We start from the raw sequence: 24385 nt of genomic DNA on the forward strand, positions 1-24385 counted from the left end.
TATATTTATTTTTTTAGCCAGTTACTGTTGTATTCACAGTTACGGAATTTACCATTTATTTTGATATAAGTCTCCTGGATCTTTTCTTCCTGCCATTCTTTTATGGCTTCCAGTTGCTTATCGCGTAGGGCAAGTTCTTTAATTTTAGCATAATCGGTCGTATAATTCGCCTCATGCTCAGGGATTCTTTTGGTCACCTTAATGATCTTGAAGACCGGTCGGCCTGTACGATCCCTTTCGGTTAGCCTTCTTGAAAGTTCACCTTCTTTAAGGTTTTGTACCTGCCCATACAATTTAGGGTCTATTTTTGAAAGTTCAAAACGCGTGTCTCCTGTAGTAGGATTAATTAATTTTCCTCCGTCACTTTTTGTCTCCTCTTCATCAGAGAATTCCCTTGCCGCTTCAGCAAAATCAAGTACTCCTTCGTTCACTCTTTTTCTAATGCTGTCTATCTTGGCTTTTGCCTCTTCAACGGTAGCATTGGTAACATCCGGAATTAGAAGAATATGCCTAAGATCAAGTTTTTGTCCTCGTATACGGTCAATCTGAATAATATGATATCCGAATTCGGTCTCAAAAGGCTCACTCACTTCTCCTTCCTGAAGGCTAAAGGCAACATCCTTAAATTCCTTCACGAAATTGTCTTTTCTTCCAAGAGTGATCTTTCCTCCGTCTGAAGCCGATCCTGGATCCTGGGAGTAAAGCACAGCTTTGGTAGCAAAACTTGCATCGTTATCTTCAACATCGGCCTTAAATTCGTTAAGCCGCTCAATTACTTTCTCCTTTTCACTTTCAGGGATCTCAGGCTTAACCACGATCTGCGCCAGCTCTACCTCATCTCCAAAGATTGGCAGGGAGTCTTTTGGTATATCCTCAAAATAAGCTCTCACCTCTTCAGGAGTGATCTCTACATCTTCAATGATCTTCTGCTGCATACGGCTGGACAACTGACGCTGTTTATTCAGCTCAAAAAGCTCCTGCCTGAATTCAGCTTCACTGTCTTTATTATAAAACTCAAGAACCTTTTCCATAGAACCTACCTGGCTCACCATTTGTGAGATCTGCTGATCTATGTAGTTGTTGATCTCGGAATCCATCACAATTACACTATCCTGAATTGCCTGGTGGGCATAAAGCTTATTCTCCATAAGTGAACCTGCAAGCTGGCAGTCGGTAACATCGGCAGTAGACATTCCCTGGCTCTGCATATCCTTATACATCATATCGATGTCACTATCCAGAATAATGAAATCTCCGACCACGGCAGCAATCCCGTCTACTTTACGGCGCTGGTTCCCATCCTCTTCCTCAACGCTTTTGGCAAGCTCCTCTTCAGGCTGAATGGCAGTGCTGTCAGTAACAACAACCTCCTGAGCAAAGGCTCCGGAAGCGATAAATAAGCCCAGCATAAATACCGCTGATTTAATCGTAGATCTCAAATTGATTGTTTTTAATTGCATCTTTCGTAATATCTTTTTCAAGTTCTTTTACTAAATTTAGTTTGCGTTTATTAAGCAGGATCTGCTTAATGGTTGCCGAAGCATATTCCAGCGGGGCCTGCTCATTTCGGATTAAAACATCCTTCACATAAACCAAATATACTCCTAAAGAGTCTTCAAGTTGCATAAAGTTTGATTTATTTAACAGGCGTGACCTATCCTCTATAGCCAGCGGCTTTATTTTCTCATACACCGATTTGGTACGCACCCAAACCGAATCATTTAACGAGTAATTTTTAAACTGAAGAGCTTTCCTTTCCAGTTCATCCTTATCTTTTTCTTCAAACCTTACCAGACGCTTCTTGATCTGGTCGATATTGGTGTTATTTTCATCCAGCTTTACATAGCGCAACTTCACCAAATCTTCATTCAGTTTGAAGTTTTCCTTATGCTCTTCATAATAAGCCTTGATCTCCTCCTCACTCAATGTACTATCAAGCTCACGGGATACTACGGCCTCAGTATAAGCATTAGTATATAGCTCATTGCGGTAATTTTCAACAAGGTCTCTGAACTCCCTTTGCTTCTCCTGCGACAGGTTAAGCTTTGCCCTATCTATAAGTAACTGCTGGGTCGCCCAACGGGTAATGTAATTAGAAACTATAAGCGCACTATCCTGTGCTGAAGTATTCGCATTAAGCAACCCTCTGATGTCATCTTCATAGAGATAAGTATCATTCACTCTCACCACGGCTTTTTGTTCCTCCGTCTTTTCAAAATAGTCACAGCCCAATACCATTGGAACAAGGAAAAGGAAACCGAGATGATAAAAATTAAATTTCAACTTCATTTGTAGAGTTGGCTTGCAATTTATATACCAAACAGAATCACTGTTTTGGCACACGTTACATGCGAGCAAAAATAAGAATTAGTTCAGGTTCTGCAAGATAAAGCCTAAAGGATTATCTTACGGTAAAAATATAAATTTCTGGTTTTATTATTTCTGAAGTATCTTTAATAGGATAAAATTTCCCGATTATGAAATATACCACCGAAATAGAGATCAGGTTACCCAGGGAAGAAGTGCTTAAAAAACTATATAACCCCAATAATCTAAAGCATTGGCAAAAAGGTTTTGTTTCCAAGGAACACCTTAACGGTGAACCCGGGGAGGAAGGTGCAGAGAGCAGGCTTATCTACAAAATGGGCAAAAGGGAAATTGAAATGACTGAAACTATTACAAAAAAGGAGCTCCCCCTAAAATTATCTGCCAGTTACAATGCCAAAGGGGTTTACAATATCCAGAAAAACATTTTTGAGGAAACGCCGCGAAACCATACGATGTGGACCTCCAGAAATAAATTTGAATTCAGCGGATTTATGAAATTGATGGGCTGGCTGATGCCCGGCGCTTTTAAGAAACAAACTTACCAATACATGCAAGACTTCAAGAAATTTGCTGAAACCGGAAAAAGTCTTTATTAAAACCAATTTGCTGGCAATTTTTTAATTAAAATCTGTGTTTAATTGCTTCTCCCTGTTATATTTGCCAAAAAACGACAAAAAATGAAAAAATTAAGTTTAGTCTTAGCTCTTTTGTGCTTTTCATTAATGACCACTGCACAAACTAAAGTAGGAACCATTGACGCCGATTACATCTTATCTCAAATGCCAGAGATAAGCGAGGTAAATAAAGGAATTGAGGAATACAACGCTAACCTTAAGAGCGATATGGAAGCTACCATAAAAAAGTATGACAGCCTTGTTCAAAATTACCAGGAAAAAAGCACCGAGTTCACAGATGAGGAAAGAAAAAAAGAAGAAAGTGAAATCATAGCACTGGAAAATGAGATCAAGAATTTCCGTCAGAGGGCCTCTGTAATGATCCAGATGAGAAGGAATAAACTTTCTCAGCCCTTATATGAGAAGATCGATAAAGCAATGCTGGAAGTGATCAAGGAGGAAGGATTCACTCAAATACTTCACGCCGGAGGAAATGCCCTTGCCTTTGCCGATCAGCGCTTTGATATTACCGAAAAAGTAATGAAAAAGCTGGGGATCGAAATTCCTGAACAACCAAAACCGGAAGCTTCAGAAAACTAAAAAAGCTTCAGAAATAAACATAAAAAAAGCCCGGATCATCGAACCGGGCTTTTTTTGTTATAAATGATCAAGTAATTATCTGCTGTAATTAGGAGATTCGTTGGTAATGGTCACATCGTGAGGGTGACTTTCGTGAATTCCTGAAGAGGTGATCTTAACAAATTTACCACGCTCCTTAAGCTCTTCTATGTTTCCTGCTCCACAGTAACCCATACCGGCTTTAAGGCCGCCTAAGAACTGGTGTATACTTTCCTGGATCTCGCCTTTATATGGCACTCGCCCAACAATTCCTTCAGGAACAAGCTTTTTAATATCGTCTTCCACATCCTGGAAATAACGATCTTTTGAACCTTTTTCCATAGCTTCCACAGATCCCATTCCGCGGTAAGATTTGAACTTTCTTCCTTCGTAAATAATAGTCTCTCCCGGAGATTCTTTGGTTCCGGCAAGCAATGACCCAAGCATCACACAATCAGCTCCCGCCGCGATAGCTTTTGGGATATCACCTGTATATCTTATTCCGCCATCAGCGATCACCGGCACTCCCGAACCCTTAATAGCCGCAGCTACCTCAAGCACGGCTGAAAATTGAGGAAATCCAACTCCGGCAACCACTCTTGTGGTACAGATAGAACCGGGACCTATTCCTACCTTCACAGCATCGGCTCCGGCTTCAACCAGGTATTTTGCAGCTTCAGCCGTCGCGATATTTCCAACAACCACTTCCAGTTCCGGGAACTTCAGTTTCACTTCTCTTAAAACGTGCACCACGCCTTTGGTATGCCCGTGGGCGGTATCGATCACGATCGCATCTACTCCAGCATTCACCAGGGCTTCAACCCTGTCTACGGCATCTCCTGTTACACCAACAGCAGCAGCAACACGAAGCCTTCCGAAACTGTCCTTATTGGCATTAGGCTTTTGGGTAAGTTTGGTAATATCTCTGAAAGTAATAAGCCCAACAAGTTTGTTGCTCTTATTCACTACGGGTAATTTTTCAATTTTGTTCTCCTGAAGTATCTCTTCGGCATCATCGAGTACCGTTCCTTCAGAAACCGTTACAAGATTCTCTGAGGTCATCACCTCGGTGATAGGTCTCTCAAGGTTCTTTTCGAATCTCAGGTCACGGTTGGTAACGATACCTGCCAGCTTCCCTTCATCGTCAATAATCGGGATCCCGCCTATACTGTGCTCGGCCATATAGGCTTTCGCGTCTTTCACCTTAGCGGTAAGCGGCAAAGTAACCGGATCTATGATCATTCCGCTTTCAGCTCTTTTGACCTTACGGACTTTCAGGGCCTGCTGCTCGATAGTCATGTTCTTGTGCAATACTCCAATCCCCCCTTCTCGAGCAATGGCAATAGCCATACGAGATTCGGTAACCGTGTCCATAGCCGCTGAGACTATAGGTACATTGATACTGATGTTTCGGGTGAATCTAGTTCTGGTATCCACTTCGCGAGGTAAGACTTCTGAATAAGCAGGGACAAGAAGTACGTCGTCGTAGGTAAGTCCTTCTCCAAGGATTTTTGAATCGTGTGCGGTCATAGCAATTAAGATTTAATTGCGTGCAAATATAAGGCTAAAAACTGAGATAAAAGGAGTTATCCCGATTTAACTCTATGTTATCTTTTATTTTTACAGCTTAAACTGAAGACTTGTATACCAGGTTAATGGCTGTGCAGGAATGATACCGGGGCCCGGGTAACCTGTAGCCCTCCTTGTAAAGTAGGAATTATCTAACAAATTATTGATCCCTGCTTCCAGTTTAAATTTCCCAAGACTATAGGAAGCCGAGAAATCCAGGATCCCATATGCAGGGATCGCCCCTTCGATTCCCCGTTGAGAATCATTAACATCCTGAGGCGCATTGGTCGCATCGGTATATTGTTTTGACAGGTAAGTATACTGAAGGCTTCCTAGAAAATTCTTATACCCGAAATCCAGTCCCGTCTTCAGGTTTACCTCCGGGATAAATTCCACCTGGTTCCCTTCAACATTGGTTTCCTGGGAAGAAATATATTCTGAATTCGTAAAGGCAGCGTTCACGAAAACCCCGGCAATAAAATCTTCATTCTGCTTAAAGAAGGTATTTCTCAGGTTCCAGTCGGCAAAGGTTTCTAAGCCATAGATAAAAGCATCCCCAATATTCCCCCTGAAACGGATTAGCCTTCCTGTTTCTTCCTGTTCTCCCTGGGCATTATTACGCACTTCAGGTTTCAGGATCTCCCCTATTCTCTTATCATATTTAAGGGCAAACACACTGGCATCAAAGGACAACACATCTTTCCATCGCCCTCTTATCCCGATATCCGAAGTGAAGCCTTCCTCATCGGTGATATCAGGGTCTACCTGGAATACCGGATTGATCACCCTGATATCATTAAAGGTAACCGACCGGTAATTCTGAGAGAAATTTGCATAGATCTCGGTGCTTGGCGTCAGGTTATAGCCTGCCCCCAGACCTAACAACAAGAAGCTTCGTTCAAATTGGCGATTATCTGTTATAGTTTCGTTTTTTAAAACATTCCCGGCAAGGTCTGTGAAGATATCCTTATAAGTACCTTCACTTTGGGTATCTATATATTCAAAGCGAAAACCCGGGGTCAACGACAATTTATTAGTGATATTAAAGATATTCTCCCCGAAGAAAGCCAGATTATTATTCGGAAATTCGAATTCGGCCTGTCGCGGATAATTTGGGTATTGCTCATTCCTGAACCGGAAATCGGCATCAGCATTGGCACTTCCCGGCCCCTGCCTCTGTTTGTTACGGGCGTCATAGTATTTACTCCCCAGAAGCAATACTGACTCCTCCCCCAAAAGATCGTAGCGGGTTAGTAATCTGGCTTCAGCACCCCAGTTATTAAAATGATCGGCAAGCAATTCTCTGGGCGCTGTCAGGTCATCGGGTTGAGACACCCTATTCTCCCTATACCCGATAGCCATTCGGGAAGCATCAAGTCCGAATAAATTCAGGCTGAAATCGGTTTTTTTGGAAAATTTATGTTCCAGTTTCAGGGCATACAGTTTCCAGTTGACATCAAACCAGTTTCGGCTTCGGTTACTGTAGTCCGGGTTACGATAAAACTGTTCATCGGTTAGCCCTCCCGGCTGTTGTGCGAGATAATCCAGATAAGTGAACTCAAAGCTTACATTGGTCCTTTCACTGAACTTCCACCCCAGATGAGAAAAGAAGTTGTTAGACTCGTATTCAGAATTCGGTCTGAAGCCCTCTCCGGTTTTATAATTATACCAGGTATAATAACTGAACTTCCCAATGGTTCCTCCTACACTGTTAAAACTGGTGAACAAATTATAGGAACCTGCAGATTGCCTTGACACCAGCTCAAATTTCTTATCTCTTGGCGGTTCTTTAAATTTAAAATTGATAAGCCCTCCAAACTGGGTTCCATATTGTAAAGAAGCAGCTCCGCGTACTACCTGGATCTCACTCAAAGCTTCTGCCGGAGGGGTGTAATAGCTTTCGGGGTATCCCAGCACGTCGGCTGAGATATCGTAGCCATTCTGGCGGGTATTAAAATTCTGTGTTCTGTTAGGATCCAGCCCGCGCCCTCCAATATTCAGCTGAAGTCCGGCATCTCCGTTATCGTAAATATTAAGTCCAACCACCTGATTGTAAATCTGCCGGGCATTGTTAGCCGCCAGGTTTCCGGTAACCTTATCCATCACTACCACTTCGCTTTTCTTCCCGGCATAAATGGCCGTCCCTTCAACCTTTCTCAATTTCCTAAGCGCGAACAGCTTTTCCCTGCGTTGGGTAAGCACCACTTCGGAAAGGTTTTCGGCAAGCGGGGCAATACTGAAAGTAACTTCTGTTTCCCCCGAAACCGCAACCTCCTGCTCCAGGATCTGGTACTGGTGACTGTAAACAACAAACAAATAGGTACTGTTGTCCAGACCCTCTATTCTGAAATTCCCCGATTCGTCGGTAAGTTCCAGATCACCCGTGGTCTTGTTGTAAATTTCAGCAAAAGCCACCGGAGAATTATCCTGTGCAGAGATCACCCTCCCGCTAAGCGAGTTCTGGGCATTCGCAAGTCCGATTGTACAGACCAGTGTTATTAAAAAACTATAAACCTTTAATTTCATCGTTGAAGGGTAAAATGAATGTTTTGTGTTTAAATGAATCCTTATGCTCCAGAAGGTTTACCTCAGGATCTATATAGGGTTTGCTTTTGCGGCCATTAAGGGCCACATAGCTTTCTACGTATACCTCTATATTTTTATGACCGTCTTTTCTGAAATGATCGGCCAGGTAATGGGCATACTGCAATATAAAATCGGGCTGAAAAGCCATCTGTTTTTCCTGAAAGGGAGTTAAAAAATCGGAATTATCCACATAAAACCTCTTTCCGGTCTTTCCGTCTACGATCTTGAATTGCGCATAACCGGCCTTCTCCATCAGCATCACCCGCCAGCTGAACCTGAAGCCTTCTTCGGTCCAGAAAAGTTCACCGGGATACAGCAGATATCTCCAGGGAAATAACAGCTGGATCGCAAAGAAGACACCTAGAACTGAAAGGCTAAGCTTACGCCTTGTTTCAGTGAACCTCAGCCTCATTCCGGTGTCGAATTTTTCCTTGTTCAGCTTCATCATTCTGGAGATAAACCCAAGAATTCTATGATGGAACCCGGCATCAAAGAAAATGAAAGCATTCACGATCATAATATACGGGAACATCCCGATAGGAAATAAAACCCTTGTGAGCACGTGAAAGATGACTACCAGGAAAAATGCCAGCAATCTTGTTCTTCTGTAAATAAGCAAAAAAGGAATTAAAAGGTCGTAGAGCATCCCGCTCCAGCTGAAAGCATAATGCATCCACTCCTGCTGCAAAAAGTCTCCCAGCAGAGGGATGTCATATTTTGAAGGCAGCCAGATCTTTAAAGGCATAGCCCTTAAAAGCCAGTCAGAATTTATCTTTGCAAGACCCGCATATATGTAAACTATGGCAATCAGCAGTTTTATGCTGTCTATGCACAAGGCAGGGACCTGCTGAAAACGCTTCGCCCTGTTCTTCCAGGCATCTGCCGAAAAGTAGGCATTAGCTGGCAAAAAGATCATCAAAAAGCTAAGAATACTTATAAAATAGTAGTGATTAAGATACGTGGTCTTATCCATCAGCTCGATATAAGTAAAGCTGAGAAAGAAAGCGATGATCGCCAGCCTGTACTTATACCCGAAAGCTACCAGCAGGGCCGAAATTCCACAGAAGATAAAAATAAAATAGGTGAAACCTCCAAGAGGTTTCACCCATTCAAATAAATAATATGAAAATGAGAAATCGGGGTTTATATACAGTTTCTCTATCCAGCCGTTAAGCCAGAACCTCACGATACTGATAAACATCATCAGCCCGAAGAGTATCCTGAAAACTGCCAGGGGCGCGGCATCGGTGGTTTTATTAAGGTATGAAGAGAAACTTCTTCCCATTTAAAAAGTTCTGAGATTAATCTCCGTCAGAATCTACATAATCTATACTTACTGATAATGCCTGAACCATATCTACCTTAAGCAGCACTACATTCTTCTGCAATTCGTCATATGCTGCAAGCATCTTGGTATTATCGCTCTCTATCTGGCTAACAAGATTCGCATCAAGTTCATCAGCCTGCATTCTGATATTATTAAACTGACCATTGATAAGGCCTCCTAACGGATCACCATTCTTAATGGTATTAAGGTATCGAAGATAGTCCACATAGCTCAGTCCTTTTCTGTCCTCTCCAAAATAATTCCCTACAAAGAAGTTATGAACCGTCTCCACAGATTTCAGGTATAACTGCTTAGAAAGCTCCGCAGAATAATAAGCCTCTACATTTTCAGGAACAGGGTTTCCACTGAAAACCCCTGCAGGAATACCGATCTTCCCCGCTCTAAGGAACTTCTCGTAATACATAATGTAATCGTTGGTTAAACGATCTACAGAACCGGTGCTTGATGAGCTGGTATTATTTACAAACTGATCTCTGAAATTGTTCTTCCAGTCACTAAGCACTTCAGAAGTAAGGGAATTTACACGTACCGAAACAGCATTCAGGTAATTTTTATAGGTTGCGGCATTGGCATTAGAAGTGTAATGTGCTATTATTTCAGCATCTGTATCGCCCAGGCCGTAAAGAAGGTAAGCCAGCGCGGGGAACCCCTGCTCGTCCATAGCAGAAGGCAATTCCAGGTTGAATTCTCCGGCCTGAATCTTTTCTTCCATCGCAGCAGCGTCTACGGGATAGGTGTTTAAATTATTCCGGTAATTAAGCGTTTCAGCTTTCCCGATATCAAATGGCGAAACCGTCTGAAACTGGATATATGCTTCTTTATACGCCGAACGCAAGTCTGCAAGATTGGCCTCGGTTGGATCCTGGGTAAACTTCAGGCTTACTTCTTCCAAGGTCTGTACTTCAACAGAAAAATTCTCGAAAGAAGGGATAATTATATTATCTGACCAATTCTTGAGCATTGCCCCACGATCAAAATCATCGGTATTTCCACCACCCGGGGTATCATCGCTATTGCTGCTACAGCCTGCCACAAAAAGCAGTACCGGTAAAAACATTAATTTCAGAAAGTTCTTCATAATCGTAATATTAGTAAAACCAGGGCCGAAGATACTTCAGCCCTGGCTATTATATAAGCAATTCAACAAATTTATTCTGCAGCCATCTCTACGCTGAATCCGAATTCGGCAGCGATCTCCTGAGCAATTCCCTCAAGAGTTTCCGGACTTACACTCCAGAATCCATTTTCGTTCATCATCTGTTCCCTGAAAGATTTTACAGTTTCAGCTGAAAGATAAGGCGCTCCGGTCTCAGGGTTATGGGTAAATCTCAAACTATACACAAATCCATAACCTTCAGAAAGTTCGTGGAAGGTGCTTCCCATATTATTTCCTTCTTCCAAAGATGCTGCTCCTTCGGCAAGATAGTGAACGGCACGAACAGCAATCACCTTAGAGATATTCTCTCTAATGATATTGGCCTGCTCATCACGTAACTCGTAATCACCGGCTTCTATCGCAGCTCTACCTTTTTTAAAGGCTTCAAAGGTTTCTTCAGCAATCCCGGCAAAATCAGAATCGGCATCAACCTCTCCCAGATAATTGAAAAGCAAATGGTCGTCACTTTCATTCAATACCGAGTTAGGGTCTTCAGCAGGAATTGAAGGATCGCCGTAAAGGTATCCGTAAGCCTCATCCCACTTGTGTTCCATAGTGGTATAACTGGCTCCTTCTTCGGTTACATTATTATTGTTGTTTTCTACATTATCACCTTCATCAAGCACTGCTGAAGAAAGATAATTATTCAGCATCTGATCGGCTAATAGAGCTCCTATAAGACCTTTTGCAAAAGCCTGGTCCAACTCCAGCCCTTTAGCATTCACGTAACGGGTCTTGGAACCATCGGCGATCTGACCGGCCTGTCCCGCTGCGGCTAATTCATTGCGGTTTGCCTTGACTTCTCCCATTTGCTGATCGATATAAGATTCGAAATCAGCTTTCAGTTCATTGCTCTCTACGGTATTCGTTGAAAAATAAAGTTGTGAAGCAGCTACCTTAGACTTTACACTTTTAGAGGTCTCGTTAAGATCTGCTTCAGAAAAAGGATTGTTCTCATTAGAAAACATATTGGAAAGACTCTCTTGGGTCTGGTTGTCAAAATCGTTGAAGGAAGAAAGAAGCTCACTTGTCATTCTCAACCTCAGGGTCTGGCCTGAATAACTAACGGTTGAATTTGAATTTCTCTCGAAGGTATAAGTTGAAGGAACATTGAGTTCCGGGGTTGGATTGATGTTATCGTCGTCTGATGAGCAGGATGCAAGGCTTAAACTTCCCAATGCTAATCCAAAAAGAATTCTTTTCATTATTGTTTATTTAGACTTGTTTAAAATAGTAGTTTAAAATTCGGCAACAAATATAGAAAGGCATGATCAGTGCCGCAACTTTATTTAGATTAAATTTAAATAAAGTTTTATAATGAAGTTTTGGAATTCCATAAACAAGCTTAATGGTACTGAGAAAAGATCTTGGAGGCTTCATTGAATGAAGACTCGAAACTGGTCATTTTAATATTGGTGTCGGCCTTTTTGGAGTTAAAATAAGAAAGCATCTTCTCGGTAGGCATATTTCCGGTAAGTTCATCCTTGGCCATAGGACAGCCTCCAAAGCCCTGCACCGCACCATCAAAACGACGACACCCGGCCTTGTAGGCAGCATCTACCTTTTCGTGCCATTTGGAAGGCGTGGTATGTAAATGCGCACCGAATTCTATTTCGGTATACTTCGGAATAAGGTTTGAAAAAAGATATTCAATAATATCGGGGGTAGATGTACCAATAGTATCTGAAAGAGAAAGGATCTTCACCCCCATAGCCGAAAGCTTTTCGGTCCACTCCCCTACTATTTCAACATTCCACGGATCTCCGTAGGGGTTTCCAAAACCCATAGAAAGATAGGCCACCACTTCTTTATCAGACTTATTGGCTATTTCCAGAATTTCTTTCAGGATCTCAACAGATTGTTCAATTGTCTTATGGGTATTCCTCATTTGAAAGTTCTCAGAAATAGAGAACGGGTACCCCAGGTAGTCTATCTGTTCATGTACCGAGGCATCGTTTGCACCTCGCGTGTTGGCAACGATCGCCAGCAGTTTACTTTCGGTTTTAGACAGGTCCAGTTTCTCCAGCACCTGAGCAGTATCAGACATTTGAGGAATGGCCTTTGGGGAAACGAAACTTCCGAAGTCTATGGTATCAAAACCACAACGCAACAGTGACTGAATGTACTGGGCTTTTTTTTCGGTTGGAATAAAGTCCCGGATACCCTGCATGGCATCACGGGGGCATTCTATAAGTTTCACTTTCTCCATTTACTTCTGATTTAATTTCCGAAGGATCTCAGGCGTCAGTTCTTCAAAATCATCGATCACAAGATCGGCTGAAGAAAGGTCCTGTTCTCCTGAATTTAGGTTCCTGTATCCCACGCAGCTCATCCCTGCAGCTTTGGCCGCCAGCACTCCATTATGACTGTCTTCAATAACAACAAATTGCGAAGAACTTATCTTATAAAGATCTGAGATCTTCAGAAAGATATCGGGTTCAGGTTTCCCGTGCTCCACATCCTCACTGCTCACAAAGTGATCAAAATAGGCCGTGAGTCCCGATTTTTCCATAAACAAGCTAATGATCTCCCTTGGCGAAGAAGAACCTACCGAAAGCCGAAAATCACTTTCATATAAATTCCTGACGAGCTCAGATACACCGGGATTCGTATTAATATCCCTTTTCCTTATCTCTGAAGTCTTAAGTTGTTCTTCCTGCTCAAGAAACTCTTCTACAGGAGTTTTCAAACCAAAATCCTTTTTGATCTTTTTCCACATTCCAAAAGGAGACATTCCTTTTAGCTGGTCGTGATAAGCTGAAGTGATATTAATGCCAAGTTTTTCGAAGAGAATTACTTCCAGTTCTGTATGCAAGGGTTCGCTGTCTACCAACACCCCATCCATATCGAAAATAACATTTTTAGGCATTAAAAACTGAGATTTTGCGTAAAGATAGCAGAATAATTAAAGAATTTTCAATTTCACACAAAAAGTAGACAGAGTCCTATCCTCACAAATAACACAAGACCGAAATCATCCAAATTCTCTTCCCGGGACCGGGCGAGGCGAAAAATCCGCGCCTATTTCTGTTGGTGATTCCCCGCAGTATAACATAAAATGATACCGGACGCTTAAGAAATGTAAGAAGGATGGAACGAGTCAAAAAAGGATTACTTGTTCATCCAAACTTTAAACTTAAAGATTAGACTCAAGTACTTTCTTATTGATCTCCCTGATAAGTGCCGGGCCTTCATAAATAAAACCGGTATAAAGCTGCACGAGGCTGGCCCCGGCTTTTAGCTTTTCAATGGCATCATCTGCCGAATGTATCCCGCCAACCCCAATGATAGGAAATGCTTTTCCGCTCTTTTCAGAAAGAAAACGTATCACTTCGGTAGACCTGTTCTTAAGAGGCTTTCCGCTAAGACCACCCATCTCGTTTTTGCTATCTGACTTCAGCCCTTCCCGGGAAATAGTAGTGTTGGTAGCGATCACTCCCGCAATTCGGGTCTCTTTTACAATATCTATAATATCCAGCAACTGCTCATCTATTAGGTCCGGTGCTATCTTCAGCAATATAGGCTTGTGAAGCGGACGCTGCTCGTTCATTTCCTGAAGCGTCTTCAAAAGCCGGGTCAAAGGCTCCTTATCCTGAAGCTCCCTTAAATTGGGTGTATTTGGAGAACTTACATTCACCACAAAATAATTCACATAATCATAGAGGGCATCAAAACATATTTTATAATCCTCCACGGCATCGGCGTTAGGTGTGATCTTGTTCTTCCCGATATTACCGCCTATCAGTACATCCTTATTCTTTTTCAGCCTTTCCACCATCTCTTCCACGCCGCCATTATTAAAACCCATCCTGTTGATAATAGCCTCATCCTGTTTTAGCCTGAAAAGTCGTTTCTTTTCATTTCCGGGTTGCGGCTTTGGAGTTACCGTCCCCACTTCAATAAACCCAAATCCAAGGCCGGAAAGCTCCTTATAAAGTTTGGCATCTTTATCGAAACCTGCGGCAAGACCAACAGGATTCTTAAATTTAAGACCAAAGACCTCCCGCTCCAGTGCAGGATCCTCCAGCTGAAATTTCTTCCGCAGAAAAGACTTAACCCCGGGAATTTTAAAGATTTTTTTTAGAAAACTGAAAGTGAAATAATGAACCTTCTCAGGGTCAAATTTGAAAAGTAAGGGCCGAATAAAGGACTTGTACATAAGCGCTTGGTTTGTGCAAAAGTAAAGGATTTCATAAAAATTACAGCCTATTTCATAAAAGGTTTTGAACCCGGAGAGCGAATGTTTATTTTTGAAAAAACACCACCAAAAATGACCAATAAACATCATATTATAGACCGCTTTATCAGTTATGTTACCATAGACACTCAAAGCGATCCTGAAAGCAACTCTACCCCAAGTACCGAAAAACAATGGGAACTGGCCAATAAGCTGGTAGATGAATTAAAGGAAATGGGGATGCAGGAGGTGAGCATAGACGAAAATGCCTATGTAATGGCCACCCTGCCGGCAACCGTAGCCCATAAAGTTCCGGTTATAGGCTTTGTATCTCATTTTGACACTTCTCCAGATTTTACCGGAACAAACGTAAAACCACAGATCGTTGAGAACTACGACGGAAAGGATATCGTCCTGAATGAGGAAAAGAACATTATCCTTTCCCCCGATTATTTCGAAGACCTGTTGCTTTACAAGGGAAAAACCCTGATCACCACAGATGGCACCACCTTACTTGGGGCCGATGACAAGGCCGGGATCACCGAGATAATGACGGCGATGCAGTACCTGATAGATAACCCCGACATTCCTCACGGGAAGATCAGGATCTGCTTCACCCCTGATGAAGAGATAGGCCGAGGCGCCCATAAATTCGATGTGGAGAAATTCGGAGCTGAATGGGCCTACACGATGGATGGCAGCCAGATAGGAGAACTGGAATATGAGAACTTTAATGCGGCCCAGGCAGTGGTTACCGTAAAAGGAAAAAGTGTACATCCAGGCTACGCCAAAGATAAAATGGTGAACAGTATTTATATTGCTCAGGATTTCATCAATTCCCTGCCCCGCCTGGAAACTCCTGAACATACCGAGGGGCGCCAGGGATTCTTCCACCTGAACAATATTAAAGGTAATGTAGAAGAGACCAAGCTGGAATATATTATAAGAGATCACGATAAAGAGCATTTTGAAGCGAGGAAGGAAATGATGAAGAACCTCACTTCAGATATTTGCGAACAGTACGAAACCGATTGTATTTCGGTAGAGATCAAGGACCAGTATTTCAATATGAAGGAAAAAATAGAACCGGTGATGCATATTGTTGACCTGGCCGAAGAAGCGATGAAGGAGGTTGATGTAAAACCCATAGTAAGGCCAATAAGAGGGGGAACCGATGGAGCCCAGCTCAGTTATATGGGACTTCCCTGCCCAAATATATTTGCTGGCGGTCATAATTTCCACGGGAAATATGAATATGTGCCGGTAGAAAATATGCAAAAGGCAACAGAAGTTATCGTAAAGATTGCCGAGTTAACCGCCAAAAAATATGAATCCTGATGCCCGTAAAGAATGTTGAAGAATATATAGACAGGCACCCAAACTGGCAGGAAGAATTGAAAATTCTGCGTGAAATGATGCTGGACACGCCTTTAGAAGAAACCATAAAATGGGGCGGCCCGGTGTATTGCCTTAATGGTAAAAATGTGGCAGGCATCGCAGCCTTTAAAAACCATTGTGCTCTGTGGTTCTTTAACGGAGCGCTTTTAAAGCAAAACACAGCACTGCTTCAAAATGCACAGGAAGGAAAGACAAAAGCCCTTCGGCAAATAAAGTTTACAAAAGAAGATAAGATCAGGCCAGAGATTTTGATAAACTATGTAAACGAAGCGATCCAAAATCAGCGGGAAGGAAAAGAAATCAAGCCAAACACCAATAAAAAGCTGATCATCCCGCCGGAGTTTTTGGCTGAATTGGACAAGAATCCTGCTTTACTCAAAGCATTCGATAAGCTTACCACCGGAAAACAACGGGAATATGCCGATTATATTAATGAAGCAAAAAAGGAAGCCACAAAACAGAAGCGCCTTAAAAAGATCATCCCGATGATCCTAGAAGGAAAAGGCCTGTATGAGAAGTACAAGAATTGTTGATTTTTGATAAAGGCAGAAAAAAAGCCTTTCCTGACGGAAAGGCTTTTTTTTTAATTATAAGAATCGGCTCTTATTTTTTCTCTTCCTTGGCAGGTGCATTTAACTTCTGACTCATTTCCATCGAAATGGAAGAACGGTCGAAAGTTATTTTTCCCGCTCCGGTTTCAATAATTACCGCATTGTTTTTTTCACTAAAATCTACAATTTTTCCATGCATTCCGCTTTTGGTAACCACGCGGTCACCTTTCTTAAGTTCAGCAGCAAAATTGCGTTCTTTTTTAGCTTTTTTCATCTGTGGCATGATCATAAAGAAATAGACCACCACAAACATTAAAATAATTGGGGCAAACTGTGTTAATTTATCCATATAGATTATTTACCGGCGTTCTCTTCAGTTTCTACGAAAGCCTTAATTTTTAATTGCTCTTTACCATTTTCGGTGTTAGCAGATACTGTTACGGTCTTAGTTACCTGACCTTTACCTGAACCATTGAATTTTACGGTCATCTCTCCGGTTTCTCCTGGAGCAATGGTTTCATTTTTAGGGTAACTTGGCACTGTACATCCACAAGAACTGCTTGCGTTAGTAATTACCAAAGGAGCTTTTCCTGTATTTGTAAAACTAAATACGTGCTCTACAGATTCACCTTGTGGAATATTCCCAAAATCATGCTCTGTTACATCAAAAGTCATTTCAGGATATACAGTCTCCTTAGCATCTCTCTCTGCTGCAGAGTCCACGTTTTCGGCTTTTACCTTTTCAGAGGCGTTATTGTTGTCTTTACAAGAAGTAAATAGCAGTGCCCCTACCGCTGCTACTAATAAAAGTCCTTTTTTCATGATTATTATGTTTTAAATATTTAACGGATAAAATTAAGAAAAAAACTTTACTACATAAGGCCGCGCCCCATTTTATTTAATTTGTTTTCTCCTTTATATTCTTTAGAGAGTTTATCTAAAACTCCATTAATAAAGATACTACTCTTAGGGGTACTGTACTCCTTGGCAAGCTCCAGGTATTCATTAATGGTAACTTTTACCGGAATAGAAGGAAATTTAAGGAATTCGCAAATCGCCATTTTTATAAGTACCATATCCACTTCAGCAATCCTGTCTTTATCCCAGTTAGGCGTCTTCCCAAGCATTTCTTCGGCAAGCATCTCATCGTTCAGATAAGTCTTACGGAATAGTTCTACAGCAAACTCCTTATCTTCTTCACTCTTATAAAGTTTAGCGATCTTCAGTTTTTCTGCAGAATTTTCTTTCAGCTTTTGAAGCATTTTCAAAACCGCAGTATTTACCAGAGGCAGGTCATCCAACCAGGTAAGCTTTTTATCCTCCAGATACTCATAAAGCTTATCGTTAGGAGCAATGATTTCCTTAAAGATGGTGATCACAAAATCCTTATCCTCTTTAAAGCCAGATTCGCGGGTTTGCATATACTCTTTATACACCTCGCTGTTCCTGATCTCTTCCCACAAAATACTCACATATTCATCGTCGTGTTTCCAGTGGTTGATCTTACGTCGCTCCAAAGCATCCTGCAAACTTTCGTTCTCCCTAAGGATCTCGAATACACGATTATCGACAAACTTCCTGTTAGGATCTTTATCTTCACTTGTGGCAAGATGTTTTTGCTGGGATTTTTCTAAAAAAGTTTCTGCCTGCTCTCTTATTTCAAGTATCAGGCTTAGCTGAAGAAGAAAAAGATCATACATTTCTTCCATACTCTTCAGGAGAAACTTTTCTTCAGTAGCTAGTTTATCATTTTGGCTGTGGTTAAATGCGTATAGGGACTGCATTACTTTAACCCTGATATGTCTTCTGGTCAACATAATTGTAAAAGAACTTTTTTAGAAATTATAAAGGGCGGAAGAAAATTCTTCCGCCCTGCAAAAATATCAAACTTTTGAAACTGATTACCTCAAATTCTGATTTTTTCTGTCATCAATTCGCTGTTGAGCGATTTTAAGAGCAGCAAAATGCGTGGTAATATCATTCTTCTCAGCGCTTTCAAGAATCTGAAGCGTGGTATTGTAAATATTCTCTGTCTTACGCATAATTTCCTGACGGTCGTAATTCTCAAGCTCTGCATAAACATTGATAATACCTCCGGCATTAATAAGGAAATCTGGTGCATAAACAATCCCTCTTTCTCTAAGGATCTTTCCGTGAGCAACCTCATCGGCCAGCTGATTGTTAGCTGCACCTGCGATCACTTTCGCATTGATGCGGTTTACGGTATCGTCATTTACTGTGGCTCCAAGCGCACAAGGAGCATAAATATCAACATCGGCACTATAAATATCACTTTCCTCAAAGATTATAGCTCCGTATTTTCTCTTGATCTCTTCCAGACGTTCTTCATTAATATCACTGATAAATACCTTAGCTCCGTCCTGGGTAAGGTGCTCGACCAAGGTTTCTCCTACGTGACCAATTCCCTGCACAAGTACAGATCTTCCTTCAAGATCATCGGACCCGAATTTGAATTTAGCGGCTGCTTTCATTCCCATAAATACCCCATAAGCGGTAACAGGAGAAGGATTGCCTGAGCCTCCTTTTGATTCTGAAATACCGGTAACATAAGGAGTCACTTCTCTTACCGTATCCATATCGGCAGTTTCCATACCCACATCTTCAGCAGTGATATATTTTCCGCTTAAAGAGTGCACAAATTCCCCGAATCTCTTCATAAGTTCCGGAGTTTTCTGGGTCTTGGCATCTCCTATGATCACGGCTTTACCTCCTCCAAGGTTTAATCCGGTAACCGCACTTTTAAAAGTCATACCACGGGAAAGTCGCAAAACATCGTTAACAGCTTCCCATTCACTGGTATAGTTCCACATACGCGTGCCTCCCAAAGCAGGTCCCAAAACCGTGTTGTGAATACCGATTATTGCTTTTAATCCCGTATCTTTGTCGTTACAAAAAACTACTTGTTCATGATTGTCGAATGACAGCTGCCCGAATACCGGCGCAGCTTTTTTAAGTTCTTTAGCATTTAGAACGTCAACTTGCATAACTTGTGTTGTTTTAAAAATTTAAGATTTTCAATTATTACGAAAATCGATTGGCAAAAATAATGAATATTTTAATGATACGGCTTTTTTGACCTGTTAAAATGTCAAATCCGTAAAATTTGAACGTATTGTAAATGAAGCAACTAAAGCACCTCAATAAATACTTCTACAAATATAAATGGAAACTTATCCTTGGGCTTATCATCACTATTGGTGCGAGAATCTTCGCCCTTTACTATGTGCCGCTTATTGGGAATTCCACAAATATCATAGAAGATTACATTAATGGCGAAGTTACTCAAATATCTGTAGTTAGGAATGAACTGGCTTACAATATTATGCTCATAATCGGAGCTACCCTTGCGGCCGCCTTTCTGACCTTCTTAATGCGACAGACCTTTATTGTAGTCTCCAGACATATAGAATATGACCTTAAAAACGAGGTATATCGCCATTACCAGGATCTCTCCCTTAATTTCTACAAAAAGAACCGGACCGGAGATCTTATGAACCGGATAAGTGAAGATGTTACCAAAGTAAGAATGTACCTGGGCCCTGCAATTATGTACAGTGTTACCACCGTCACCTCTACCGTAGTAGTCCTTATCTTTATGATAGAGGCCGCCCCGGAGCTTACTTTATACACGGTAATTCCTTTGCCAATCCTGTCCTTTGCTATTTACAAACTAAGTGTGGCCATTCATAAAAGAAGTACCGTGGTGCAGCAATACTTGTCTAAGCTGAATACTTTTACACAGGAGAGCTTTAGCGGGATAGCTGTTATAAAGTCCTATGGCCTCGAAAACCAAACCAACACCAACTTTACAGAACTTTCTAACGGCAGCCGGGATAAAAATATAGACTTGGTGAAGGTTCAGGCATTCTTTTTCCCTCTTATGGTGCTTCTTATTGGCTTTAGCAATGTTTTGGTGATCTATGTTGGAGGCAGACAATATATTACCGGGCAAATTGAGAACCTCGGGGTGATCGTTGAGTTTCTGCTTTATGTGAATATGCTTACCTGGCCGGTAGCCTCCATCGGATGGGTGACTTCCCTTGTGCAACAGGCTGCAGCATCCCAGGAAAGGATTAACGAATTCCTGCAGGAGAAACCGGAGATCACCAACCCTAAAGAAACCGAAGATGAAATAAATGGAAGTATCGCCTTCAAAAATGTGAGCTTCACCTATGAAGACACCAATATCACTGCCTTAAAGAATGTTTCCTTCGAAGTTAAAAGCGGAGAAACCCTTGCCATCATCGGAAAAACAGGAGCCGGTAAATCCACAATTCTGGAGCTTATTGGCCGCTTGTATGATGTTCACCAGGGAAAGATCACTATAGACGATAAAGAAATACATAAGCTAAATCTTGAAAGCCTGAGAAAAAGTATAGGTTATGTACCCCAGGATGCCTTCCTCTTTAGTGATTCCATAAAGAACAACATTAAGTTCGGAAAAACCGATGCCACCGATGAAGAGATCTATGAAGCGGCAAAAACTGCTTCGGTACACAAGAATATTGTTGGTTTCAGCAAAGGATATGAAACAGTACTCGGGGAGCGCGGTATAACCCTCTCCGGTGGACAAAAACAAAGGGTTTCCATTGCCAGAGCGATCATCCACGATCCTAAGATCCTTCTGTTTGACGACTGTCTTTCAGCCGTGGACACCGAAACCGAAGAAGAAATACTCAGCAACCTTTTCAAAATCTCTAAGGATAAAACCACAATCATTGTGAGTCACCGGGTTTCTTCGGCTAAAAATGCCGATAAAATCATCATTCTTGAAGACGGAGCTATTGTGCAACAAGGAACTCATTCCCAATTAATAAACCAATCAGGTTATTACAAAGAACTTTATGCTAAACAACTAAATGAAAAAGAAATGTGAAAAAATTTTGTGAGATGTTAAAATTTTTTAGATTTTTGGGTACTACAAAACTAAACCATTAAAGAATTTATTTTATGAGTGACAAGGGAACGATGGAGAAAGAAGAAATATTCTCTAAAGTGTTAAGAGCCGGAAGAAGAACTTATTTCTTTGATGTAAGGGCCACCAGAGCAAACGATTACTACCTTACCATTACCGAGAGCAAGAAATTTACCAACGACGATGGTTCTTTTTACTACAAAAAACATAAGATCTACTTGTACAAAGAAGACTTTGCAGGTTTTAACGAGATCCTTAAAGAAATGACCGATTACATTCTTGAGGAAAAAGGAGAAGAAGTTATAAGTGAACGTCATCAGAAAAATTTCACCAAAGACTACGATAACAATGATAAAGAGACTGCAAACTCTCCTTCTCCTGAAAAGTTTACTGATGTAAGCTTCGATGACATCTAAAAACACTACTACTTGATTTAATAAAAGACCGTTCTTCTTTATGTTGAACGGTTTTTTTATATTCAGAAAAACCCAAAATAAATCTATGAAACAGCTTTTAACCTTAATTCTTTGTTTAAGTTTTTACAATTTTCAGGCTCAGGAAGATCTCAGCCTGGATTATTACCTGCCCGAAGATGTAACTTATAATTCTGAGATCCCGACACCACAGGAAGTTCTGGGTTATGTTCCGGGTAAATGGCACGTTTCTCACGACCAGCTTCTTAATTATGTGCGGGAGCTTGCAGACCGTTCCCCGAGGATAAGCATAGAAAACCGGGGCAGTACCTTTGAAGGTCGGCCGCTTATCCTGCTCACCATCACTTCAGCAGAAAATCATAAAAACCTTGAAGAGATCAGGAAGAAGCATATTGCTCTTACCCAGGAAAATGCAGCTTCTTTAAATACCGAGGATATGCCGGTTGTGGTGAACCAGGGCTTTTCCATACATGGAAACGAACCCAGCGGCTCCAATGCGGCGCTGCTTGTTGCATACCACCTGGCTGCTGCAGGAGGACCTGAAATCCAGAATCTTTTAGACAATACCGTTATCCTTTTTGATCCTTCTTTTAACCCTGACGGATTGCAAAGATTTTCCTACTGGGCCAACACCAATAAAAGTGCAAACATCAATCCCGATCCGCAGGACAGGGAGTATAATGAAGTTTGGCCGGGCGGAAGAACCAATCATTACTGGTTCGATATGAACCGGGACTGGCTTCCGGTGCAGTTACCCGAGTCCAGAGCAAGGATCGCTACCTTCCATAAATGGTACCCGAACATTCTTACAGATCATCACGAAATGGGATCCAATTCCACCTTTTTCTTCCAGCCAGGAATCCCATCCAGAACGCACCCGCTAACTCCGGAGCTTAACCAGGATCTTACCAAAGAGATCGGGACCTATCATGCTTCAGCTTTAGATGAGATCGGCTCGCTTTATTATACTGAAGAGAATTATGACGATTTCTACTACGGAAAAGGATCGACGTTCCCGGATGTAAACGGGAGTATCGGAATTCTTTTTGAACAGGGAAGTTCCAGGGGGCACGCCCAGGAAACTGACAACGGACTTCTCACCTTCCCGTTTACCATTCGAAATCAGTTTACCGCAGCGCTATCCACATTGGAGGCAGCCAAAAATATGCGGGTTAAATTGCTTAATTATCAGCGCGATTTCTACAACAATTCCAGAAAGAATGCATCAAACGGGGCTTATGCTTTTGGTAGTGAAAACGACGCCTCTTCAGCCTACCATCTGGCAGAGATCCTTAAACGTCACAAAATTGAAGTCTATGGAACCAAGACGGATTTTAGGACGGATGAAAAACAATTCAGAAAAGGCTATTCCTATATTGTCCCTAAAAATCAGCGTCAGCAAAGGTTGGTTAAAGCTATGTTCGAAAAGAGAACAAGTTTTGAAGACAGCCTTTTTTATGATGTTTCGGCCTGGACCCTTCCACTCGCCTTTAATCTTGACTATACCGAAGACGCATCTTTAAAGCCTGCGGCCACAGAGGAGGAAATTTCAAAACCTTCAGTACCGGATGTACAAAAAAGTGACTACGCCTACCTCATGCAATGGCACGACTACTATGCTCCAAAAGCGCTCAATATGATCCTTCAGAAAGGTTTGAGGGCCAAAGTAGGGATGCAGGCATTTAAGGCAGAAAATAAGAAATATGATTACGGGACCATCCTTATCCCGGTACAAAATCAAAAGCTCAACAAGGAAGAGCTACAGGCTTTTCTAAATGAGGTGGCTGAAATTTCTAATGTAAAGATAGAGGCTGTAAGCACCGGAATGACCCGTGGCATCAACCTGGGAAGCAATCAGTTCAGAGCGCTTGAACCTCAGAAAGTGGCATTGATCGTAGGAGACGGAATTACACCTTACGATGCCGGAGAAGTATGGCACTTGTTCGACCAGCGTTACCAGATGAAGATCACAAAGCTAGATACAAGATCTTTGCAAAGAACCGATCTTGAGCCTTATACCGATATCATCCTTCCGAATATGTGGGGCGATGCCCTAGACCAACAAGCTGTTGAAAAATTAAAAGAATGGATCAAAGACGGTGGTACCCTTATAGGGTATCGAAATGTTGCGAAATGGCTCGAAAAAAATGAGCTTCTGGACCTTAAGTTCAAGGAAACAGATCTTGTAGCCGAAGATATAAGTTTTGAGGATCGTGGTGATTTTACAGGTGCCCAGGGAATTGGCGGGGCCATATTTGAAGCAAAGATCGACAGGTCCCACCCGGTAAACTTCGGATATAGCGATGATAAGATTGCCTTATTCAGAAACACCACCATTTTTGTGGAAGCCGATGAACAGAGTTATAAGAACCCAATAAAGTATACTAAAGATCCGCTGCTAAGCGGGTACATAAGTAAACCTAATCTAGACTCTCTTGCCGGAACAGTTCCCTTTAAACACAAGGCTATGGCCAAAGGAAATGTCGTGCTGTTTACTGACAATACCAACTTCAGGGCATTCTGGTACGGGACAAACAAATTGTTGATGAATGTAATCTTCTTTGGAGATGAAATGTAGTTCTTGTTAAGCTTAAGAAAGAAAAAGGATATGTCAAGACATATCCTTTTTTATTTATCATCTTTTTATTCTAATTTTCAACAAGCCGAGAG

The 24385-nt window shown here is 41.7% G+C and carries 21 protein-coding genes; 7 read left to right on the forward strand and 14 right to left on the reverse strand.

What is annotated here, in order from left to right:
• Positions 1–5 precede the first annotated feature (5 nt).
• Together ACFQ3Q_RS12615 and ACFQ3Q_RS12620 are read right to left on the reverse strand one after the other, a co-directional pair.
• Positions 6–1460, reverse strand: coding sequence for a peptidylprolyl isomerase (locus ACFQ3Q_RS12615; protein ID WP_380746399.1), 1455 nt, complete (start codon positions 1458–1460; stop codon positions 6–8).
• Positions 1423–2289 carry a peptidyl-prolyl cis-trans isomerase gene (locus tag ACFQ3Q_RS12620; protein ID WP_380746401.1) on the reverse strand — a complete coding sequence of 289 codons (867 nt, stop codon included), beginning with the start codon at positions 2287–2289 and terminating at the stop codon, positions 1423–1425. The genes ACFQ3Q_RS12615 and ACFQ3Q_RS12620 overlap by 38 nt, the downstream gene beginning before the upstream one ends.
• Before the next feature lie 188 nt (positions 2290–2477).
• Between ACFQ3Q_RS12620 and ACFQ3Q_RS12625 the strand changes: the two genes are divergently transcribed.
• Together ACFQ3Q_RS12625 and ACFQ3Q_RS12630 are read left to right on the forward strand one after the other, a co-directional pair.
• Positions 2478–2924 (forward strand): SRPBCC family protein, encoded by a 447-nt coding sequence (locus ACFQ3Q_RS12625; RefSeq protein ID WP_380746403.1) that lies wholly within the window; start codon positions 2478–2480, stop codon positions 2922–2924.
• A gap of 81 nt (positions 2925–3005) precedes the next feature.
• A complete protein-coding gene (locus tag ACFQ3Q_RS12630) occupies positions 3006–3542 on the forward strand; it encodes an OmpH family outer membrane protein (RefSeq protein WP_380746405.1) in 537 nt (178 codons plus the stop codon).
• Positions 3543–3617: 75 nt separating this feature from the next.
• Here the strand turns inward: ACFQ3Q_RS12630 and guaB are convergent, their stop codons facing one another.
• The 8 genes from guaB to ACFQ3Q_RS12670 all read right to left on the reverse strand — a co-directional run bounded on the left by guaB (position 3618) and on the right by ACFQ3Q_RS12670 (position 14378).
• A complete protein-coding gene (gene guaB, locus ACFQ3Q_RS12635) occupies positions 3618–5090 on the reverse strand; it encodes an IMP dehydrogenase (RefSeq protein WP_380746407.1) in 1473 nt (490 codons plus the stop codon).
• 90 nt (positions 5091–5180) lie between these two features.
• Positions 5181–7655: a TonB-dependent receptor domain-containing protein gene (locus ACFQ3Q_RS12640; RefSeq protein ID WP_380746408.1), complete on the reverse strand. Its 2475-nt coding sequence runs from the start codon at positions 7653–7655 to the stop codon at positions 5181–5183.
• Positions 7636–9000 (reverse strand): HTTM domain-containing protein, encoded by a 1365-nt coding sequence (locus tag ACFQ3Q_RS12645; RefSeq protein ID WP_380746410.1) that lies wholly within the window; start codon positions 8998–9000, stop codon positions 7636–7638. The genes ACFQ3Q_RS12640 and ACFQ3Q_RS12645 overlap by 20 nt, the downstream gene beginning before the upstream one ends.
• A 16-nt stretch (positions 9001–9016) precedes the next feature.
• Positions 9017–10141 (reverse strand): imelysin family protein, encoded by a 1125-nt coding sequence (locus ACFQ3Q_RS12650; protein ID WP_380746412.1) that lies wholly within the window; start codon positions 10139–10141, stop codon positions 9017–9019.
• Between the two features lie 71 nt (positions 10142–10212).
• Positions 10213–11424 carry a DUF4856 domain-containing protein gene (locus ACFQ3Q_RS12655; protein WP_380746414.1) on the reverse strand — a complete coding sequence of 404 codons (1212 nt, stop codon included), beginning with the start codon at positions 11422–11424 and terminating at the stop codon, positions 10213–10215.
• A gap of 140 nt (positions 11425–11564) precedes the next feature.
• Entirely contained in the window at positions 11565–12428 is an 864-nt protein-coding gene (locus ACFQ3Q_RS12660; protein WP_380746416.1) for a hydroxymethylglutaryl-CoA lyase, read from the reverse strand.
• Positions 12429–13088, reverse strand: coding sequence for an HAD family hydrolase (locus ACFQ3Q_RS12665; protein ID WP_380746418.1), 660 nt, complete (start codon positions 13086–13088; stop codon positions 12429–12431).
• 267 nt (positions 13089–13355) lie between these two features.
• Positions 13356–14378 carry a quinone-dependent dihydroorotate dehydrogenase gene (locus tag ACFQ3Q_RS12670; protein WP_380746420.1) on the reverse strand — a complete coding sequence of 341 codons (1023 nt, stop codon included), beginning with the start codon at positions 14376–14378 and terminating at the stop codon, positions 13356–13358.
• A gap of 111 nt (positions 14379–14489) precedes the next feature.
• On the opposite strand from ACFQ3Q_RS12670, the gene pepT reads away from it, so the two are divergent.
• Positions 14490–15734: a peptidase T gene (gene pepT, locus ACFQ3Q_RS12675; protein WP_380746422.1), complete on the forward strand. Its 1245-nt coding sequence runs from the start codon at positions 14490–14492 to the stop codon at positions 15732–15734.
• Positions 15734–16327, forward strand: coding sequence for a YdeI/OmpD-associated family protein (locus ACFQ3Q_RS12680; protein ID WP_380746424.1), 594 nt, complete (start codon positions 15734–15736; stop codon positions 16325–16327). Before pepT ends, ACFQ3Q_RS12680 begins: the two co-directional genes overlap by 1 nt.
• 70 nt (positions 16328–16397) lie before the next feature.
• Here ACFQ3Q_RS12680 and yajC read toward each other — a convergent pair whose 3' ends face one another.
• The 4 genes from yajC to ACFQ3Q_RS12700 form a co-directional block, all read right to left on the reverse strand.
• Positions 16398–16694, reverse strand: coding sequence for a preprotein translocase subunit YajC (yajC, locus tag ACFQ3Q_RS12685; protein ID WP_380746426.1), 297 nt, complete (start codon positions 16692–16694; stop codon positions 16398–16400).
• A gap of 5 nt (positions 16695–16699) precedes the next feature.
• The gene (locus tag ACFQ3Q_RS12690) at positions 16700–17167 is read right to left on the reverse strand and encodes a DUF1573 domain-containing protein (protein WP_380746428.1); all 468 of its coding nucleotides are present in this window, start codon (positions 17165–17167) and stop codon (positions 16700–16702) included.
• A gap of 50 nt (positions 17168–17217) precedes the next feature.
• A complete protein-coding gene (gene nusB / locus ACFQ3Q_RS12695) occupies positions 17218–18162 on the reverse strand; it encodes a transcription antitermination factor NusB (protein ID WP_380746430.1) in 945 nt (314 codons plus the stop codon).
• Positions 18163–18246: 84 nt separating this feature from the next.
• Positions 18247–19350 (reverse strand): Glu/Leu/Phe/Val family dehydrogenase, encoded by a 1104-nt coding sequence (locus ACFQ3Q_RS12700; RefSeq protein WP_380746432.1) that lies wholly within the window; start codon positions 19348–19350, stop codon positions 18247–18249.
• Positions 19351–19484: 134 nt separating this feature from the next.
• Here ACFQ3Q_RS12700 and ACFQ3Q_RS12705 point away from each other — a divergent pair, with 134 nt between their 5' ends.
• The 3 genes from ACFQ3Q_RS12705 (at position 19485) to ACFQ3Q_RS12715 (ending at position 24293) form a co-directional block, all read left to right on the forward strand.
• The gene (locus ACFQ3Q_RS12705) at positions 19485–21242 is read left to right on the forward strand and encodes an ABC transporter ATP-binding protein (protein WP_380746434.1); all 1758 of its coding nucleotides are present in this window, start codon (positions 19485–19487) and stop codon (positions 21240–21242) included.
• 74 nt (positions 21243–21316) lie between these two features.
• Positions 21317–21697 (forward strand): PUR family DNA/RNA-binding protein, encoded by a 381-nt coding sequence (locus ACFQ3Q_RS12710; RefSeq protein ID WP_380746436.1) that lies wholly within the window; start codon positions 21317–21319, stop codon positions 21695–21697.
• A gap of 85 nt (positions 21698–21782) precedes the next feature.
• On the forward strand, positions 21783–24293 hold the full coding sequence (locus ACFQ3Q_RS12715; protein ID WP_380746438.1) for a M14 family metallopeptidase: 2511 nt from the start codon (positions 21783–21785) through the stop codon (positions 24291–24293).
• Positions 24294–24385: the final 92 nt, after the last annotated feature.

The sequence above is a fragment of the Salegentibacter chungangensis genome, assembly GCF_042678405.1.
Classification (GTDB): Bacteria; Bacteroidota; Bacteroidia; order Flavobacteriales; family Flavobacteriaceae; genus Salegentibacter_A; species Salegentibacter_A chungangensis.

Coding starts and splice junctions, on each gene's coding strand:
- ACFQ3Q_RS12710 (WP_380746436.1), top strand. CDS start 21,317: ATGAGTGACAAGGGAACGATGGAGAAAGAAGAAATATTCTCTAAAGTG.
- ACFQ3Q_RS12645 (WP_380746410.1), bottom strand. CDS start 9,000: ATGGGAAGAAGTTTCTCTTCATACCTTAATAAAACCACCGATGCCGCG.
- ACFQ3Q_RS12715 (WP_380746438.1), top strand. CDS start 21,783: ATGAAACAGCTTTTAACCTTAATTCTTTGTTTAAGTTTTTACAATTTT.
- yajC (WP_380746426.1), bottom strand. CDS start 16,694: ATGGATAAATTAACACAGTTTGCCCCAATTATTTTAATGTTTGTGGTG.
- ACFQ3Q_RS12640 (WP_380746408.1), bottom strand. CDS start 7,655: ATGAAATTAAAGGTTTATAGTTTTTTAATAACACTGGTCTGTACAATC.
- ACFQ3Q_RS12690 (WP_380746428.1), bottom strand. CDS start 17,167: ATGAAAAAAGGACTTTTATTAGTAGCAGCGGTAGGGGCACTGCTATTT.
- ACFQ3Q_RS12670 (WP_380746420.1), bottom strand. CDS start 14,378: ATGTACAAGTCCTTTATTCGGCCCTTACTTTTCAAATTTGACCCTGAG.
- ACFQ3Q_RS12650 (WP_380746412.1), bottom strand. CDS start 10,141: ATGAAGAACTTTCTGAAATTAATGTTTTTACCGGTACTGCTTTTTGTG.
- ACFQ3Q_RS12615 (WP_380746399.1), bottom strand. CDS start 1,460: ATGCAATTAAAAACAATCAATTTGAGATCTACGATTAAATCAGCGGTA.
- ACFQ3Q_RS12630 (WP_380746405.1), top strand. CDS start 3,006: ATGAAAAAATTAAGTTTAGTCTTAGCTCTTTTGTGCTTTTCATTAATG.
- ACFQ3Q_RS12680 (WP_380746424.1), top strand. CDS start 15,734: ATGCCCGTAAAGAATGTTGAAGAATATATAGACAGGCACCCAAACTGG.
- nusB (WP_380746430.1), bottom strand. CDS start 18,162: ATGTTGACCAGAAGACATATCAGGGTTAAAGTAATGCAGTCCCTATAC.
- ACFQ3Q_RS12665 (WP_380746418.1), bottom strand. CDS start 13,088: ATGCCTAAAAATGTTATTTTCGATATGGATGGGGTGTTGGTAGACAGC.
- ACFQ3Q_RS12655 (WP_380746414.1), bottom strand. CDS start 11,424: ATGAAAAGAATTCTTTTTGGATTAGCATTGGGAAGTTTAAGCCTTGCA.
- guaB (WP_380746407.1), bottom strand. CDS start 5,090: ATGACCGCACACGATTCAAAAATCCTTGGAGAAGGACTTACCTACGAC.
- ACFQ3Q_RS12700 (WP_380746432.1), bottom strand. CDS start 19,350: ATGCAAGTTGACGTTCTAAATGCTAAAGAACTTAAAAAAGCTGCGCCG.
- pepT (WP_380746422.1), top strand. CDS start 14,490: ATGACCAATAAACATCATATTATAGACCGCTTTATCAGTTATGTTACC.
- ACFQ3Q_RS12625 (WP_380746403.1), top strand. CDS start 2,478: ATGAAATATACCACCGAAATAGAGATCAGGTTACCCAGGGAAGAAGTG.
- ACFQ3Q_RS12620 (WP_380746401.1), bottom strand. CDS start 2,289: ATGAAGTTGAAATTTAATTTTTATCATCTCGGTTTCCTTTTCCTTGTT.
- ACFQ3Q_RS12705 (WP_380746434.1), top strand. CDS start 19,485: ATGAAGCAACTAAAGCACCTCAATAAATACTTCTACAAATATAAATGG.
- ACFQ3Q_RS12660 (WP_380746416.1), bottom strand. CDS start 12,428: ATGGAGAAAGTGAAACTTATAGAATGCCCCCGTGATGCCATGCAGGGT.